Source organism: Variovorax sp. P2_H12, assembly GCF_056403395.1.
The window spans coordinates 49,548-65,156 of record NZ_JBFUFO010000019.1 but is presented as its reverse complement, the minus strand read 5'-3'; the positions used below and the strand labels follow the sequence as shown (position 1 = coordinate 65,156).

General features: G+C 65.9%; 11 protein-coding genes. All 11 read right to left on the bottom strand.

Annotated elements, in window-relative coordinates:
• Positions 1–17: 17 nt before the first annotated feature.
• Positions 18–1,055 (bottom strand): DctP family TRAP transporter solute-binding subunit, encoded by a 1,038-nt coding sequence (locus tag AC1DYK_RS15460; protein WP_478157717.1) that lies wholly within the window; start codon positions 1,053–1,055, stop codon positions 18–20.
• 35 nt (positions 1,056–1,090) lie between these two features.
• Positions 1,091–1,966: a sugar phosphate isomerase/epimerase family protein gene (locus tag AC1DYK_RS15455; protein ID WP_477650328.1), complete on the bottom strand. Its 876-nt coding sequence runs from the start codon at positions 1,964–1,966 to the stop codon at positions 1,091–1,093.
• A gap of 94 nt (positions 1,967–2,060) precedes the next feature.
• Entirely contained in the window at positions 2,061–2,804 is a 744-nt protein-coding gene (locus AC1DYK_RS15450; protein WP_477650329.1) for an SDR family NAD(P)-dependent oxidoreductase, read from the bottom strand.
• Positions 2,801–4,561, bottom strand: coding sequence for an FAD-dependent oxidoreductase (locus tag AC1DYK_RS15445; protein ID WP_478167133.1), 1,761 nt, complete (start codon positions 4,559–4,561; stop codon positions 2,801–2,803). Before AC1DYK_RS15445 ends, AC1DYK_RS15450 begins: the two co-directional genes overlap by 4 nt.
• Positions 4,562–4,688: 127 nt before the next feature.
• The gene (locus AC1DYK_RS15440) at positions 4,689–7,301 is read right to left on the bottom strand and encodes a winged helix-turn-helix domain-containing protein (protein WP_478167132.1); all 2,613 of its coding nucleotides are present in this window, start codon (positions 7,299–7,301) and stop codon (positions 4,689–4,691) included.
• Positions 7,302–7,529: 228 nt separating this feature from the next.
• Positions 7,530–8,870: a sensor histidine kinase gene (locus AC1DYK_RS15435; protein WP_478157781.1), complete on the bottom strand. Its 1,341-nt coding sequence runs from the start codon at positions 8,868–8,870 to the stop codon at positions 7,530–7,532.
• Positions 8,870–10,327, bottom strand: coding sequence for a nickel-dependent hydrogenase large subunit (locus AC1DYK_RS15430; RefSeq protein ID WP_478157719.1), 1,458 nt, complete (start codon positions 10,325–10,327; stop codon positions 8,870–8,872). The genes AC1DYK_RS15435 and AC1DYK_RS15430 overlap by 1 nt, the downstream gene beginning before the upstream one ends.
• A 9-nt stretch (positions 10,328–10,336) precedes the next feature.
• Positions 10,337–11,350 (bottom strand): NADH-quinone oxidoreductase subunit B family protein, encoded by a 1,014-nt coding sequence (locus AC1DYK_RS15425; RefSeq protein ID WP_478167131.1) that lies wholly within the window; start codon positions 11,348–11,350, stop codon positions 10,337–10,339.
• A gap of 4 nt (positions 11,351–11,354) precedes the next feature.
• Positions 11,355–12,803 (bottom strand): sigma-54-dependent transcriptional regulator, encoded by a 1,449-nt coding sequence (locus AC1DYK_RS15420; RefSeq protein WP_478090871.1) that lies wholly within the window; start codon positions 12,801–12,803, stop codon positions 11,355–11,357.
• Positions 12,800–14,569, bottom strand: coding sequence for an enoyl-CoA hydratase-related protein (locus tag AC1DYK_RS15415; RefSeq protein ID WP_478167130.1), 1,770 nt, complete (start codon positions 14,567–14,569; stop codon positions 12,800–12,802). Before AC1DYK_RS15415 ends, AC1DYK_RS15420 begins: the two co-directional genes overlap by 4 nt.
• Positions 14,570–14,582: 13 nt before the next feature.
• On the bottom strand, positions 14,583–15,575 hold the full coding sequence (gene hypE, locus AC1DYK_RS15410) for a hydrogenase expression/formation protein HypE (RefSeq protein WP_478167161.1): 993 nt from the start codon (positions 15,573–15,575) through the stop codon (positions 14,583–14,585).
• Positions 15,576–15,609 lie beyond the last annotated feature (34 nt).

The window sequence follows — 15,609 nt, the reverse complement described above, 5'->3', positions numbered from 1 at the left end:
GATGGAGGTCCAGTCGATTACTTGCGCATCTTTGCCAGTTCGGCGTTGGCCTCCCTGACCAGCGCTTCGCCCACGACGCCGGCGTACTTGTCGACGACCGGCTTGGCTCTCTCGCGCAGCCTGGTGCGTTCGGCACTCGGCACCTCGTTCACGACCATGCCGTTTTTCGCAAGCTCCGCCAATGCCTGGGAGGTGTATTCGGGAATCTTCTTGCGCTGAAACTCCTTCGTTTCCGTCGCGGCCTGGATGATCAGCGCCTTTTCGTCGTCGTTGAACCGATCCCAGGTCTTGCCGCTGACAAGCAGAACGATGTAGTTGTACATATGTGCTGTCAGCGACATGTATTTCTGCACTTCGTACGCCTTCATGCTCGACGCGATCAGCGCGGTGTTGGTCATTCCGTCGATGGCCTTCTGCTCCATCGCGTTGTAGACCTCCGTGAAAGACATGGCCACCGGATTGGCTCCAAGCGCACCCATCAGATCGACGTACACAGGGCTCTGGATAACGCGCAGCTTCAATCCCTGGACATCTTCCGCCTTGTTGATGGGCCGCTTGCTGTTGTGAAGATGCCGGAATCCGAAGGCCGAGATCGGCATGCCCACCACGCCCTTGGCCGCGAGCTTGTCGAACATCTGCTTGCCCACGGGCCCATCGATGAGGCCGGAGGCTTCTTTCTCGTTGTCGAACAGAAACGGGAAGTCGAGAAGTCCGAATTCCTTGACGACGCCGACAAGCGCATTGGTACCCATCACGCCCATGTCGATGGTGCCGCCCTGCATTGACGAGATCATCTGGACATCGCCTCCGAGTGTGCCGTTGGGGAACACCTTGATATCGATCTTGCCGTTGCTCCTTTGCTTCACGAGTTCCACGAACTTGTCGACGCCGTTGAGAGCACCGGTGTCAGCGGCCGTGACGAATGCCAGCTTGACCTTGTGGTCCCTGATCTGGGCTTGCGCAGGGCTCCCCAGCAGGGCCAGCCCGCAGGCAAGCGTGGCTGCGACCCCTCTGAGGATCGACTGCATTGAACTGTGTGGTGTGCGAATGACCATTGTTGTCTCCGGTGCGTTGAGGTTCTTGAATTGACTTAGGGATGTGGTGCGGTCAGGTGACGTGGCGCGCAGGCATACGCGTGGAAGAAGTCCGTCGTGTGCTTAGCGGCCGACTTGGCCCGCTGAAACGTCGAGGAATTGGCTTCGGCCCCTACGGGTGTCTCGATGACCAATTGAAGGCCGGCCGGGAGCAGATCGAGTATCTGTTGCAGCGGTATCGCGCCTTCGCCAAGGTGCAGCCGGGAGGAACGCGCTTCCGTGGCCAGCTTCTCCACCGGCAAGGGCGCTGCGACGCAGTCGGACAGCTGCGCGTAGGCGATTCTCTCCGCCGGCACCTGCAGCAGATCGGACGGCGCCGCACCGGCGCGGAAGAAGTGCAAGACATCCAGGATCAGGCCGGCATTCGCGCGGCCCGCCGCGACGATCATCTGCAGGGCGTCTTGCCAGGTCTGAATGTCGCGATACATCATGAACTCGACGCCGACAGTGAGTCCGAACTGGGCGGCCTCGTCGCACAGGCGTCCGAACAGGTCGATGCGCTTTTCCCTCGACAAGAAGGTCGCGCCGCCCGCAAACTCCGTACCGATCGAAGAGATGTGCGTTGCGCCAAGTTCGGCCCCGAGCTCCAGCGCAGGCCTGAATCGCTCGATATCGGTTTGCGGGGACAGGACGAAGGCCTCCACGTCGAAGACGCCGACACCTGTGTCCTTGGATGCGGCCTTGATCTCCCGGATCACATCGGGCCGGCCGATGACTTCATGCTGCAGCGGCTGTGCGGTCGCGGTCATGATCGACAAGCCGACCTTGCCGAATCCCGCCCCGGCTGCCGCCCGAATCAATTCGGTCTGCGCCGTGCGACCTACTGTGAGGTTGGCCAGAGAGATGTGCTGAAGTTTGATTTCTTTGGTCATGGTTGATGCGAGAGTTCGGGTGGCAGCGCGGAGTTCAGGCGCTTGAGCAAACAATTGCGCAGGCTTTGTCCGCTCGACGTGCCAGCCATGCCTGTCAGTATGTTGCCCGCCCACCCGTCAGATCGAAGGTGAAGCCGGTCGTGAAGCTGCAATCCGCGCTCGCGATCCACGCGACCATTGCCGCGAGTTCCTCGATCTCCATGAATCGCCGCATCGGAATCTTCGCCTTGATCGATGCGATGAACTCGGGCGTCATTTGCTTGAGCAGGTCGGTCTCCGCCATCGTCGGTGCCACGCAGTTGACTAGCACACCGGATTGCGCGAGTTCTTTCGAAATCGATTTCGTGTACGCGATCACCCCGGCCTTGGCTGCGGCATAGGCGCTTCCGTTCGGATTGCCTTCCTTGCCGGCGATCGATGCCACGTTGACGATGCGACCGTAGCCGTTCGCGATCAGATGCGGGATGGCCGTTCGGCAGCAGTTGAAGACACCGGTCAGGTCGATGTCGAGCACGCGCTGCCACTGGTCGACGGGGTACTCCCAGGTCGCAGCGATGGGGCCGTTGATGCCCGCATTGTTGACCAGGATGTCGACACGTCCGGCCGTCGACAAGGCCTCATTGAAGGCCTTCACTACGGATTCGAGATCGGCCACATCGACCTGCTGCATCAACAACGGTTCGAAGCCAGCTTGGGATGTGGCGAAGTTCTCGAAGTCCAGATCCCACAAAATGATCCTGCGTCCTTCAGAGGCCAACCGCTTTGCGATGCCGAGCCCCAGGCCGCGGGCGCCACCGGTGACGATGGCGGTCTGAATGGGAAGTTCTGTCGTGGTCACTGGCTGTTCCTCATGCTGTGTTGTGAATGTTCGAAGCCTGCCGCGTGGCGGCCTGCGATGTATCCGAACGTCATGGCGGGCCCAAGATTGATGCCGCCCGATGGGTAGTGGCCGCCCATCACGCTGGCCATATCGGTCCCGACTGCGTACAGGCCGGCGATCGGCATGTCGCTGCGGTCGAGCACCTGCGCCGTCCCGTTCGTCTTCAGGCCGGCGAATGTTCCGAAACTGCCGGGGAGCACTTTCACGGCATAGAACGGTCTTTGCTCGATCGGTGCGACGCACGGATTCGGCCCCTCGTGTTCCAGGTCGCCCTGCTTGCGGTTGTAGGGTGTAGAGCCACGGCCAAACTCGGGGTCCTCGCCCCGGCGTGCGTGCGTGTTGTAGCGCCTGACGGTCTCGACCAGGCCCGTGGCGTCGATGCCGCAGAGCTTTGCAAGGTCTTCGAGGGCGTCGGCTCGCTGCAGATAGCCGTTGCGGATGGAAGGTCCCACGGGAATCGGAAATGGCCGCGCATGGCCGAGGCCATAGCGCCTCTGAAAGCGGTGATCGCATATCAGCCACGACGCCACCTCCTGACCTTCGGGCACTCTCGCGACCATAGCGGCGGTGTAGTCGTAGTAGCCATCGGCTTCGTTCACGAATCGCTTGCCATCGGACAGCACTCCAATCAGCCCAGGCTTGGCGCGATCAATGATGTGTGGGAAGTGCCCGACGCTGCCGTCGACGTGTCGAACCCGCGACACCGGCGCCCATGCCACAGGTGACGCGAGATCCGTCACCAGGCAACCGCCTGCCGATTCGCCGAGGCTGATACCGTCACCAGAGCATGCGGTGGGCGGCAGCGCGAGATGCTCTTCGCCGGTCGGTGTGCGAGGGAACAGCGCCTTGCGGCGGTGCGCGTCATGGGGGAATCCCCCTGCCGCGAGTACCACGCCTTTGGCCGCGCGAATTTCGATATCGCCTCGTGCCGCGGCTACGATGGCACCGCGCACTGCGCGGTCCTCCACGATCAAGCCTTTTGCAGGGGCCGATTCGATGAGTGTCACGCCCAATTTCTCGGCCGACTTCGCCAGCCGGCCGATGAGCGCGACGCCATTGACCAATTGCATCGCGCGCCCATACAGCGCCAGGTCCATCAGGTGCCGGATGAAGCGTCTGCTCACGTGCAGCAGCGACTTCAGCGAACGCGTCATGTTCAGGAAGGCCGCGAGATCGGCGCCCGCCATGATCGGCATGCCCAGGAACGAGGTTTCGCGCATTGTCTTGCGCAAGCGCTCGACCAACGGACCGAGTTCGCGGCCGTCGTATGGCGCGGCGATGACCTGGTGGCCTTGTGTGCCGGCGCCTGCCACGTTCCCGTGGATGTCGGGAATTCCGTTCCCATCGACGAACTGCAGGGCGGTATGTTCCTCGAAAAAGGCGACCATGCGCGGGCAGTTGTCGAGGAATGCATCGATCCGCGCGGCGTCATATCGCGCGCCCAGTTCATTTCGAAGATAGGTTCGCGGCTGCTGCGGGTCTTCATGGATACCTGCGCGCTTGGCGAGTGGATTGCCAGGAACCCACATCCAACCGCCCGACCAGGCCGTGGCACCGCCGAAGACGGCTTCCTTTTCCACCACCACGACCTTGAGGCCATGCCACGCGGCCGTCACGGCGGCCGCCAGGCCTGAGGCACCGGAGCCGACCACGAGCAAGTCGCACTTCAGCGACTCGGCATCGCCGCGCGTGTCGCTGGCCCTGGGCTCTGACATCCGTATCTCCTGTTCTTGCAACGACCCACCGTCGCCGCGAGAGCAGAATTTAGTGATCCGGCAGCGAAATTTCGCCTATCCGCCACCTGTCGAAAGATAGGTTGGACGCCCGTCCCAGGGTAAACACCTACAAGAGCTTCAACTGGCGCGCCTTGGTGATCGCCTGCGCGCGATTGCGCACGCCGAGCTTCTCGAAGATCTGGCTGACGTGCCACTTGGCCGTACCCAACGTGATCACGAGTTGCGTCGCGATTTGCTGGTTGGCAAGCCCTTGGTTGACCAGGCGCAGCACCTCGAGTTGAGTCGCGGTGAGCCCTGCCGTGTTCGCCACGACAACGTTTTCTTCCGAGGGAAGACGAAATTGTTCGAGCAGGCCGTTGACGAATGCCGGAGCGGCGCTGCTCACTTGGCGCAGCAGTCCGGCCAACGCCGCATCCCCGTCGAGGAACGGGCGAACATAGCCGCCCGAAGCTGCCAATGACACGGCCTTCTCGAGATGTTCGAGCGTTGCAGCTCGGCCGCCGTTGGCGCGATGCCCCAGCGCCTGTAGCACATGGACCGTGACGAGCATGCCGGCTTGCCCCTGGCTTCGACATGACACCTCGACCGCGCCGAGCATGCGAAGCGCGGCAAGCGCATGGTTGCTTGCGAGCAGCAGGCGAGCGTGAAGGAGTTGACCCTCGACAGATGATTCGACAGCGGTGCGAATCTCCTCGAAGGTCTGTTTCGCTGCGGCGACGTTGCCCTCGCGAAGCTGGAGGTCCGCGATAGCGATGCTCACCATGCGCTGGCGCCGTGGGTTGCGCGAGCGATCTGCCAGATCCTGGGCCGCCGCCAATGCGTTCCACGCCTGCTCACGCGCACCGCGTGCATGGTGGACCTTGGCGAGGGAACATTCTCCGGCCAGCGTGTGGTACAGATTGCCAAGCTGCCTGCATAGCGCGACACCTGTTTCGAGCGATTCAACCGCCCCCTGAAGTTCGTTGCGTTCAAATGCCAGCATGCCCATCGGTACCAAGATGAGGCCGCTGATCGGCGCCTGCGCTTCGTCAGAAGGCGAACAACGCTCCAGCGACGCGTGACAGAGCAACTGCGCCTCGCGCAATTGGCCCTGAGCGCTCATCAACGGTGCAAGATGGGCTAGCGCGTCGAGCGCGGTCATGCGATGCCCGAAGGCCCATCCCAGCTCGAGAGCCTGCCGCAGCATTTCGGTGGCCGGCTTCGGAAGGCCGGTGCGCAGCAGACCCAGCCCCTGGTAGAAAAGAGCCCAAACCCGGAAGAACGAGGTGCTGTTTCCCAGCTGATCCAGCGCCTGGCGCGACAGCTCGATCGCACGGGCCGGATTGTCCGACGTGATCGCGAAAAAGGCCTGGAGTGCAAACAGGATGCCCTTGTGTTCCTGGGAGCTTTCCGCCACATTCGGCGCGCTGGTCAAAGCGTAGTACTCCTCGGCTTCCACGGTGCGGCCACTCATGAACAGAAGCCACGCTTGATACCCCGCAAGGTCCTGATGTCGACGCACAAGGGACGTCGGCAGCATGTCGAGCCATGCCAGCAGCGTGGGCAGTTCGCCACGGGCGAGCATGTCCTCCACGAGACTGCGAAAGAGCCGCACTGCATCCACGTCGCTGCGGGCCGCGAGCGCGTGCTTGATCGCGTCCTTTCCCATCCCGTGAGATTCGAACCAAGCGCTGGCTCGACGATGCAACTCGATCTTCTCCGACTCGGCAAGGCTTTCGCGAAGAAAATCCGCCAACAGCTGGTGATACCGGAACCAGCGGCCCTGGTCATCCAGCCGCCGCAAGAAGAGGTTGGCGCGCTCCACCTGGACCAGCATGTGCCGGCTGTCGGTGCGCCCGGTGACCGCGTCGCAAAGATCAGCAGAGAAGCGATCGAGGATGCAGGTTTTCCGCAGGAAGTCCTGCAGCATCTGAGGTTGCTGGCGCATGACCTCGGTTGCCAGGTAGTCGATCACGTGCCTGTGCTCACCACTGAATGCAGCGGCGACCTGTGCCAGGTTCGCCTCTCCCTGCAACTGCACGTGCCGCTGCAGCGAGAGCGCAGCGATCTGAAGCCCTGCCACCCAGCCTTCGGTGCGGGCTGCAAGCGTCCGAGCCGATTCGGTGTCGAGTGCCAGCCCCATGCTCCGCACGAGGAAGGCCATTGCTTCGTCTGGCGTGAATCGCAGCTGGTCGATTCCGACCTCGGCGACCCATTGCCGAGCACGCCATCGGGAAAGCGGCCACTGCGGATCCTTGCGGGTCGCGACGATCAGGCGCAGATGCTCTGGCAGGTGCTCGACGAGAAAGGTCAGCGCCGCATCGAGTTCCGGGTTGTCGATCGCTTGGTAGTCGTCTAGCACCAGTACCACTGGGTGGTCCAGTTCGGTGAGATCGTCCAGCAACGATGCCATTCGGTCCTTCGGGCTGGGCGACCCTGCCCCGGAGAGGGGGGCCGTCGCTGTGCCTCCCACGTCGAGATCGGCACCTTGCAAGGCACTTCGCAGGTAGTCGAAGAAGCGCACCGGGTCGCTGTCGTCTTCGTCCAAGCCCAGCCACGCCACGGCAGGTCGATCCACGGTCTCGTTGACCCAGGCCGAGAGCAACGTGGTCTTGCCGAATCCCGCTGGAGCGCAGAGAAGCGTCAACGGCCGCTTCAGTGATCCGGACATCAAATCAAGCAGCCGCGGACGCGACAAGCTCATCGGCTGAACAGGCGGGAGTGCGAGCTTTGCCTTCAACAAGAGAGTTTGACCTGGGATTCGCATTCCGTTTTGCAGTCCGGGCTGGCGCCATGTGCCTCGCCACCTGCGCCATTTGCGCTTGGGCTACCCGGTCTGCCTTGACTTTCGCAAGTCCTGAGATTACAGCACGATTGCGCCACCGAGGTCCGCAGTGCAGGGACGAAGGGCGGCAACATCGCGACCCCAGGTGGGCGAACCGCGCCTGGCGGAAAGGCTTCAGCGCCGTCAGTTCGCGGCGGGCAGTTCGACAGTGAACTCCGCGCCGCCTTCCGGATGATTGCGAACGCTCAACTTTCCGCCATGCTGCTCGATGATCCCGTAGCTGATGGACAGGCCGAGACCGGTGCCCTTGCCGACCGGCTTGGTGGTGAAGAACGGATCGAAGATGCGCGACAGAAGTTCCGGCGCGATGCCAGGTCCGTTGTCGCGCACGGTGAGGACGTTGCCCTTCGGCCCTGCCCGGGCCTGGATCCACAGATGCGGCGGGCGCGGCGGCTGGGACGTGCTGGCCGCATCCACGGCGTTCTGGATCAGGTTCATCACGACCTGCTGCAGTTGTCCGGGGCTTCCTTCGACCACACACGGAGAGATGGGCTGCCAGTCGACTTGCAGGGGCCGCGATGAGCCTTTGGACACCCAGAGAATGGCGCGTTCGGCCACTTCATTGAGGTCGACGCGTGTCCGCTCTTCCGGATCCATCGCCGAAAACCGCTTCAGGCCGTTCACGATGGCCGCGGTGCGCTGCGCTCCTTCCAGCGTGCCCTCGATCAGGGACGGCAGGTCGTCGAGCAGATGCTCGATGCGCAGCTGGGTGCGCAACTCCAGCAGCGCGTCCAGATTCTGCCCGGCATGCACGGCTGCCATGTAGGTGCGCAGCTTTTCGCTGTAGCGTCGCAGCGCGTGCACGTTGCCCAGCACGAAGCTGATCGGATTGTTGAGTTCGTGCGCGACACCCGCGACAAGCCTGCCCAGCGAGGCCATCTTTTCCGAGTGCAGAAGTTGCTGCTGGGTCTGCTTCAGCGCATCGTGTGCTGACCGCAGCTCCTGGTAGGCGCGGCGCAACTCGGCCGTCGGTCGGGCGACGAATACCGTGCCGACGCGACGGCCCGAAGGCGTGACACGCGGCGTGCAGTTGGCGTCGACCGGCACGCTGCTTCCATCGGCAGCCGACAGATTCAGCTCGATGGTCTCGCCGCGGCGCGTGGGGCTGGAGTTCACCAGAACCGCCTGGGCCCGCGCGATGCTGTCGGCGTCCGCCAGCAAGGCCAGCAGGGAGGTACCGCGCAGTTCGATGTCGCTGCGGCCGACCAGTTCGCAGAGCGCCGCGTTCGTCTCTTCGATCTCGCCATTTTCGGTACAGACCAGCAGCACATCCGACATGGCCGACAGGATGCTGAAGATGAACTGCTGCGATTGCTCGAGTTCGTCGTTCTTCTGTTCGAGCTCGATCTCGTCATGCACCAGTTGCGAGTAGACCTCGTCCATCTTCTGGATCACGTCGAGCCAGGTAGCATCGTCCACGCCTTTCGGCGCCGCCTTCGGGCGTTCGGTACGGCGCGGCGGCATCAGTGGACGGTGCAGACCATGCACGGGTCGAAAGAGCGGACGATGTGCTGCACCGACACGGGCGTCGTCTCGCCTTGGCGCACCGGGGCACCTTCGAGCGCGCTTTCGAGCGCGCCGGGCGTGCCGGCGGCATCCCTTGGAGAGAAGTTCCAGGTGGTGGGTGCGACGATCTGGTAGTTCGCAATGTGGCCGCGGCGCACCGAAATCCAGTGCCCCAGGCTGCCGCGTGCCGCTTCGCTCAGGCCGATGCCGGTGCCCTCGTCGGGGACGGCGTCGCTGACACAGTAAGGTTCGCCGGGCCGCAGCGCGAGCAGCCACTGCTCCATCAGGGGCACCACTCGGGCGAGTTCGAGCAGGCGTGCCAGGACCCGGGTGAACACGGTGCCGCCATGCAGGCCCACCATCTCGCGCACCAGCGGATGCCCGGCGGCGAGCTGGCGCGCGATCGCGCCGGTTTCCACCACCTGGCCGTCGAGCCGGGGCGCCTTGTTCCAGGTGTAGGCGCCCGGCTTGTCGCCAGCGGGTATCGTCAGCCCGTCTCCGGGATGGCGCGGGCCTCCGTCGTCCGCGAGCCATGCGTGCGTGGCGTCTTCCCGGATGCTGCGCTCGTCGAGCGCGCCGAGCTTGCCGTCGTCGGCATGCCAGACGCCGCGCGGGAACGCGAACCCACCGTCGGGCTGGGGGTAGGCGCCGTAGCTCAGGTAGCGGCCCGGGCCGCTACCCAGGCCCATCAGGCCGGTGTCGCGTGCGATGGCCAGGAACATCCGGAAATCGCCCTGCAGGGGGGCCTGGGCATCCCAGGCCCACAGCGCGTCGGCGCTGGCGAGGGACAGCACCTGCTGCAGCGGCGCCGCGAACAACTGCTGCTCCAGGAAGCGCCGGAACTCCCGGATACGCGCCAGCAGGCGCGTGCGCTCGGCGCCATCGACCGCGCGCGTGGAGCCGCCGGGCTCGATGCTCTGCGTATGCGGCCACTTGCCGGCAAGCAGGCCGAGCATCGTGAACCAGCGCTGCCGCGCCGCGATGGCCCGACGCGCCTGCTCGCCGGTGGTCGGGTCGAACCGACGCAGGGCTTCGGCATGCCACGTCCGCCCGGCATACACGGCTCGCGTGAAGTCGGGCATGAAGAACAGGTAGAAATGCGTCAGGTGGTCGGCCAGGTTTTCGGTGGCGAGGATCACGTTGGTCACGTGCTGGCCGTTCGGCGGCATTCTCAGCCCGCCCATGTCCGCGAGAGCGCGGGCCGAGGCGACGGACTGCGACACCGAGCAGATGCCGCAGATTCGGGGCACATAGACCAGTGCGTCATGTGGCCGCTTTCCCTGCAGGATCTGCTCGAACCCCCGATACATGGGCGAATTCACGCGCGCGGACGACACCCGTCCATCCTCGATGTCGAGCGTGACCTCGAGGTCACCCTCGACGCGATTGAAAGGGCCGACCAGCAGGCGGGTCATGGCGGCACGCTAGCGCAGGCGCGTCTTGCGCACCGCGGGCGCCACCTTGATATGGTCCGCGGTGGCGTTGGTCTTCACGCGTTTGGGCGTGGCCGATTTCGACAGCGACGCCAGCGCGACGAACCAGGCCTTGGGCATGTCGGTCGGCAGGCCGATGGGAATGCCGGCGATCTTGGGCGTCTCGTGGAATGGATGGCCGGGCTCCTGAAAGCCCGGCTCGGTGCAGGCGATGCAGGCATAGCCGCCGCGGGTGCAGGAGCCTTCCCCGTTCCAGAGCCGTGTGTTGCAGTCGGCATGCACCTGGGTGCCCTTGCAGCCCATGTGCTCCATCATGCAGCCGAGGTCGGACGGCTTCTCGGCGCTGGCCTTGAACTCGTAGTATTCGTTGCGGGTGCAGCCGTGGTGCACCAGCTGGTCGGTATAGAAGCGGGGCCGGTTCAAGGAGTCCAGGTCGGCAGCGGAAAACTGGCCGGCGGCGAGCGCCATCAGGCTGTCGATGACCCACCCCGGATGGGTCGGGCAGCCCGCCACGTTGATGACCGGCAAGCCGCTGGCGCAACGGAATGCCGCGCCGAGCAGGCCGCCGGGGCGATCGTCGACGTATTGCAGGCCGCAGGCATCGGTCGGATTGCTCCCGCCTGCGGTGATGCCGCCCCAGGCCGCGCAACTGCCGATCGCGACGACCTGCCGCGCCGTCGCAGCCAGCCGGCGGACCCAGTCGATCATCGGGATGCCGGTGCCGGCGAGGACATGGAAGCGGCCGGTGTTGTTCGGACCCCGCAGCAACGATCCTTCGATGCACAGCGCGTCGACACGAAGGCGGCCATCGATGGCGCGTTCGAGCAGGTCGATCAACTCGGTGCCGCTTTCGAGCGACAGCGACGGGTGCCACAGCAGGTTGATGCCGGCATCGCGCAGTTGGCCGTGGAAGTCGGCCGTGTCGGCGCACAGAAGCGACATGCTGCAGCCGCCGCAGCCACCCGACTGCAGCCACAGGACATTGAAGTGGGGCATCTTGTCCATCGGTTCAACCTTCCAGCCCGAAGCGGGCCATCTTGCCACGCAACCCGACCCGCGAGAGCCCCAGTTCCTTGGCCACGCGCGTCTTGTTCCAGCGGTGCCGCAACAGCGTCTCGCGCAGCACCATGGCCTCGATGGCATCGAGGCGTTCGGCCAGCGTACCGCTGGCCGGCAGGGGTGTCGAGCCGGCCGTGACCGTGCGCCCGGCCTGGCCCTGCAGGACCCGCGACGAAAAAGCGGTGCCATCGATCAGATCGTCGGCACTGAGCGCCACCGCGCGCGAGATCTCGTTGCGCAGCTCGCGGATGTTGCCGGGCCAGGGGTAGGCCATGAGGCAGGCCATCGCCTCGTCCGAGAGCGCGGCGCCAGGGCGCCCCAGCGCCACGCCGACCTCGCTCACGAGCCGCCGAGCGATCGGCCCGATGTCGCCACCGCGTTCGCGCAGCGGCGGGACCGTGATCGTCACGCAGGCGACGCGGTAGAACAGATCCTCGCGGAAGTGCCCTTCGTGCACCCGCTGTTCGAGGTTGCGGTGGGTCGCCGCGATCACGCGCACGTCGACCGGCACGGTGCGCGGCGAGCCCACGGGTCGCACCTCGCCCTCCTGCAGCACGCGCAGCAGGCGCAGTTGGAACGCCGCCGAGGTTTCGCCGATCTCGTCGAGAAAGACGGTGCCGCTGTTGGCGCGCTGGAACAGTCCCACGTGGTCATCGAACGCGCCGGTGAAAGCGCCCCGCTTGTGGCCGAACAGCTCCGACTCGAGCAGCGTATCGGGAATCGCCGCGCAGTTCTCGACCACGAACGGTCCGGCCGCGCGCGGGCTGGCGTAATGCACCGCGCGCGCCAGCAATTCCTTGCCGGAGCCCGACTCGCCCAGCACCAGGAGGCTGAGGTCGTAGCGTGCCACGCGTGCCGCCAACTCGCACACCGCATCGAGCGGACTGCCGTCCGCGCGCTCGATGCGGTCGAAGTCGAAGGCGTTGCGCGCCCGATCCAGCTTGTTGGCGGCCCGGCGCCGCAGTACCGGCGTGCTGGTGCGCAGCTCCAGGTCGAGCCGGTTCATGTCGCGCTGGAGCGTCTGGGCTTCCGCCGCCTCGCGCACGGTGCTCAGCAGGTGGTCGGGGATCCACGGCTTGAGCAGGTACTGGTAGATGCCCGCGTCATTGATGCCGGCGATGATGTCCTCGGAATCGGTATAGCCCGAGATCACGATGCGCACGGTGTCGGGCCAGCGCTCGCGCACTTCCTTCAGGAAGGTGACCCCGGTCTCGCCGGGCATGCGCTGGTCGCACAGGATCACGCTGACCGGCTGGCGTTCGAGCTGCTGGCGGGCCTGGCCTGCATCGTCGGCCGTCAGCACGATGAACTCCTCGTCGAGCGTGCGACGGATCGCGTCCTGAGAGCGAACCTCGTCATCGACGACCAGAACGGTCGGCATCGATGTCACGGGCGTCATCCGGGGCTCGCGGCCTTCACGCCTTCGCGGTGCCGGGCCAGGTGCCGGGGCGTCCATGCCGTCGGCAGCTTGTGGACGAAGTGGTACCGCGCGATGTGAAAGCTCGGGTCGAAGCCGTAGAAATTGCGATGCATGCGTGAAAGCTCATGGCGGCGGTAGTCGGCGAGAGGGCGTGCTGCCTCGTCAGCAGCGCGCCGCCGTGCCTTCGCAGTTATTCGATCGTCGATATTGTGCGCTGCGGCGAGTGCCATCGCCTCGGTGATTGCCAGCGCTTCGAGATCGGTCGCGGTTTCACCCATGCACCGGTCGATGAGTCGGATCGACAGGGCTTCTGGCGCGCCCAGCGGCAGGCGGCTGGACATCAGTGCGATCGCGCCCTCGGCGCCGAGGCGGCGCGGCAGCAGATAGGTCCAGTACTCCGAGCCGTACAGGTTGCCCATGTTCTTGTAGTGCGGGTTCAGCACCACCCCGCGGTGTGCCCAGACCTCGTCGGCCGCGAGCGCCAGAAAAGCCCCGCCGGCACCGGCGTTGCCGCGCAGCAGCGCGATGGTCAGCCGGTCGGTGGTGCGGATGACGGCTTCGGCAAGGTCGTCCATCGCCTCGATGTTGCGCATCGATTCGTCGGCGGCGCTGTCGCCCTCGCGGTGCGCCGCCGCCTCGATGCAGTTCAGGTGGATGCCGTTGCTGAAGAAGTCGGCGCCGCCCAGCAGCATCAGCACGCGGGTGTCGCGGCTGGCGGCGTCGCGCCAGGCGGCGAGCAGGCGGCGGCATTGCGCGGTCGACATCGCGCCGTTGTAGAACTCGAAAGACAGGCAGCCGACGCGCGCGCCCGGCGTGCCGAATTCACGGTAGCGAATCTCGCCCCACTCGTCGCTCGCCCGCTCCAGCGGCACTGGCAGCGCAGGCAGCGCCTCGAAGGCGGCGCCGAACGCGAGTTCGCAAGGCAGCTTGAAAGCCTTGCCGCCGCAGGCCGCGGAAAGGCTCGCCTGGCCGATCCAGACCGCCCCATCGGTCGTGCGGCGCAGCACGGCGCCGTCGCGGCGTCCGATCAAAGCGCCGGGCGGTGGCGTGGCAAGCGCCTGCGAGGTGGCCGGGTGGGCATCGAACAGGTGGCAGGGCTGGCCGAAGAGCTGGTCCTGGACGCCGGGCTGGCCATCGGCGCTGCGGATCTTCGCGAGCACGGTGGCCGTCGTGTCGCCCGACCAGTCGATGCGCCGCTCGGCCTGGCGCAGCGGGCCGCGCCAGATCGAGGCCCTTTGCTCGCCTGGCCGTTCGCCGCCGGTGCCGCCGGCCGCGAATTGCGTCACGCTGCGCAGGACCGCATCGACCGCCGCCCCGGTCACTTCGCGCCGGTAAAGGCTGCCCTTCGCGGCGGCCCGCATCGCGAAGCCTGCGTGGGCCCACACCGGGCCGGCATCGAAGGCCTCGTTCGCCTGCAGCACGGTCACCCCCCAGCCGGCGTGGTCTTCACGCACCGCCCAGTCGAGCGCCGCGGGGCCGCGGTCGCCAACCGGACCGGGGTGCACGATCAGGCAGGGCTGGCGCTGCCACACCGAGGCCGGGATCAGCCGCTTCAGGAACGGCGCGATCACCAGTGCGGGGCGGAACAGTTCGATCGCCTCCTCGGTGACGCGATCGGCGATGTCGAACTCGACCGAGACCTCGCAGCCCAGCGCGCGCAACTCGCAGAACAAGCGCTGGCTCAGGCTGTTGAAGCTGTGGCACAGCAGCAGGATGCGCAGCGGCGCGTGCGTCATCTCGATCATGCGGCATGGCCTCTCAACAGATGCGCGGCAGCTGCTCGCCGCTCAGCCAATCGACGACGCGGCGGCCGCCGAAGCTCGTTTCCATCTGCACGAAGCGGTGCGGGTCTTCGGTGACCCTGCCGATGCGCGCCGCCTGCGAGCCCAGCGGGTGTGCGCGCATCGCGGCCAGCACCGCGTCGGCCGAGTCGGGTGCGCAGATGGCGATCAGCTTGCCTTCATTCGCGATGTAAAGCGGATCCAGCCCGAGCAGCTCGCAGGCCGCCTCGACCTGCGGCCGCACCGGGATCGCCGCCTCGTCGAGCAGCATGCCCACGTTCGACTGGCGCGCGATCTCGTTCAGCGTCGTCGCCAGGCCACCGCGGGTCGGGTCGCGCAGCACGCGCACGCCGTTCGAGGCCGCGAGCATCGCCGCCACCAGCCCGTGCAGGGCGGCGCTGTCGGATTCGATCGTGGTCTCGAAGTCGAGCGATGCGCGCTTCGAGAACACCGCCACGCCGTGCTCGCCGATCGAGCCGGAGAGCAGGACCACGTCGCCGGGGCGCGCGTTCGCGCCCGAGATGCGCACGCCGGCCGCGACCACGCCAACGCCGGTGGTGCTGATGAACACGCCATCGCCCTTGCCCTGCTCGACCACCTTGGTGTCGCCTGTGACAATCGGCACGCCGGCCGCGCGCGAGGCCGCCGCCATCGACTCGACGATGCGCTTCAGGTCGGCGAGCGGAAAGCCTTCCTCGAGGATGAAGCTCGCCGCGAGGTAGAGCGGCGTCGCGCCGCACATCGCCACGTCGTTGATCGTGCCGTGCACCGAAAGCGAGCCGACATCGCCGCCGGGAAAGAATAGCGGCGAGACGACGTGGCCGTCGGTCGCCATCACGAGCTTGGCGCCGACGGGAATCGCCAGAGTCGCGCCGTCGTCGCCCTGGCGCAGGTATTCGTTGTCGAACGCGGCGACAAACAACTCCTCGATCAACTGCGCGGCCGCCCGGCCGCCGGCGCCGTGACCCATGTCGACGCGGCCGTGGCGGATGTCGAGCGGGCGA

Bases quoted from the DNA above. Each gene is read 5' to 3' on its own strand.
- AC1DYK_RS15420 (WP_478090871.1), bottom strand. From the start codon at position 12,803: ATGACGCCCGTGACATCGATGCCGACCGTTCTGGTCGTCGATGACGAG.
- AC1DYK_RS15460 (WP_478157717.1), bottom strand. From the start codon at position 1,055: ATGGTCATTCGCACACCACACAGTTCAATGCAGTCGATCCTCAGAGGG.
- AC1DYK_RS15455 (WP_477650328.1), bottom strand. From the start codon at position 1,966: ATGACCAAAGAAATCAAACTTCAGCACATCTCTCTGGCCAACCTCACA.
- AC1DYK_RS15415 (WP_478167130.1), bottom strand. From the start codon at position 14,569: ATGATCGAGATGACGCACGCGCCGCTGCGCATCCTGCTGCTGTGCCAC.
- AC1DYK_RS15425 (WP_478167131.1), bottom strand. From the start codon at position 11,350: ATGGACAAGATGCCCCACTTCAATGTCCTGTGGCTGCAGTCGGGTGGC.
- AC1DYK_RS15430 (WP_478157719.1), bottom strand. From the start codon at position 10,327: ATGACCCGCCTGCTGGTCGGCCCTTTCAATCGCGTCGAGGGTGACCTC.
- hypE (WP_478167161.1), bottom strand. From the start codon at position 15,575: ATGGGTCACGGCGCCGGCGGCCGGGCGGCCGCGCAGTTGATCGAGGAG.
- AC1DYK_RS15435 (WP_478157781.1), bottom strand. From the start codon at position 8,870: ATGCCGCCGCGCCGTACCGAACGCCCGAAGGCGGCGCCGAAAGGCGTG.
- AC1DYK_RS15445 (WP_478167133.1), bottom strand. From the start codon at position 4,561: ATGTCAGAGCCCAGGGCCAGCGACACGCGCGGCGATGCCGAGTCGCTG.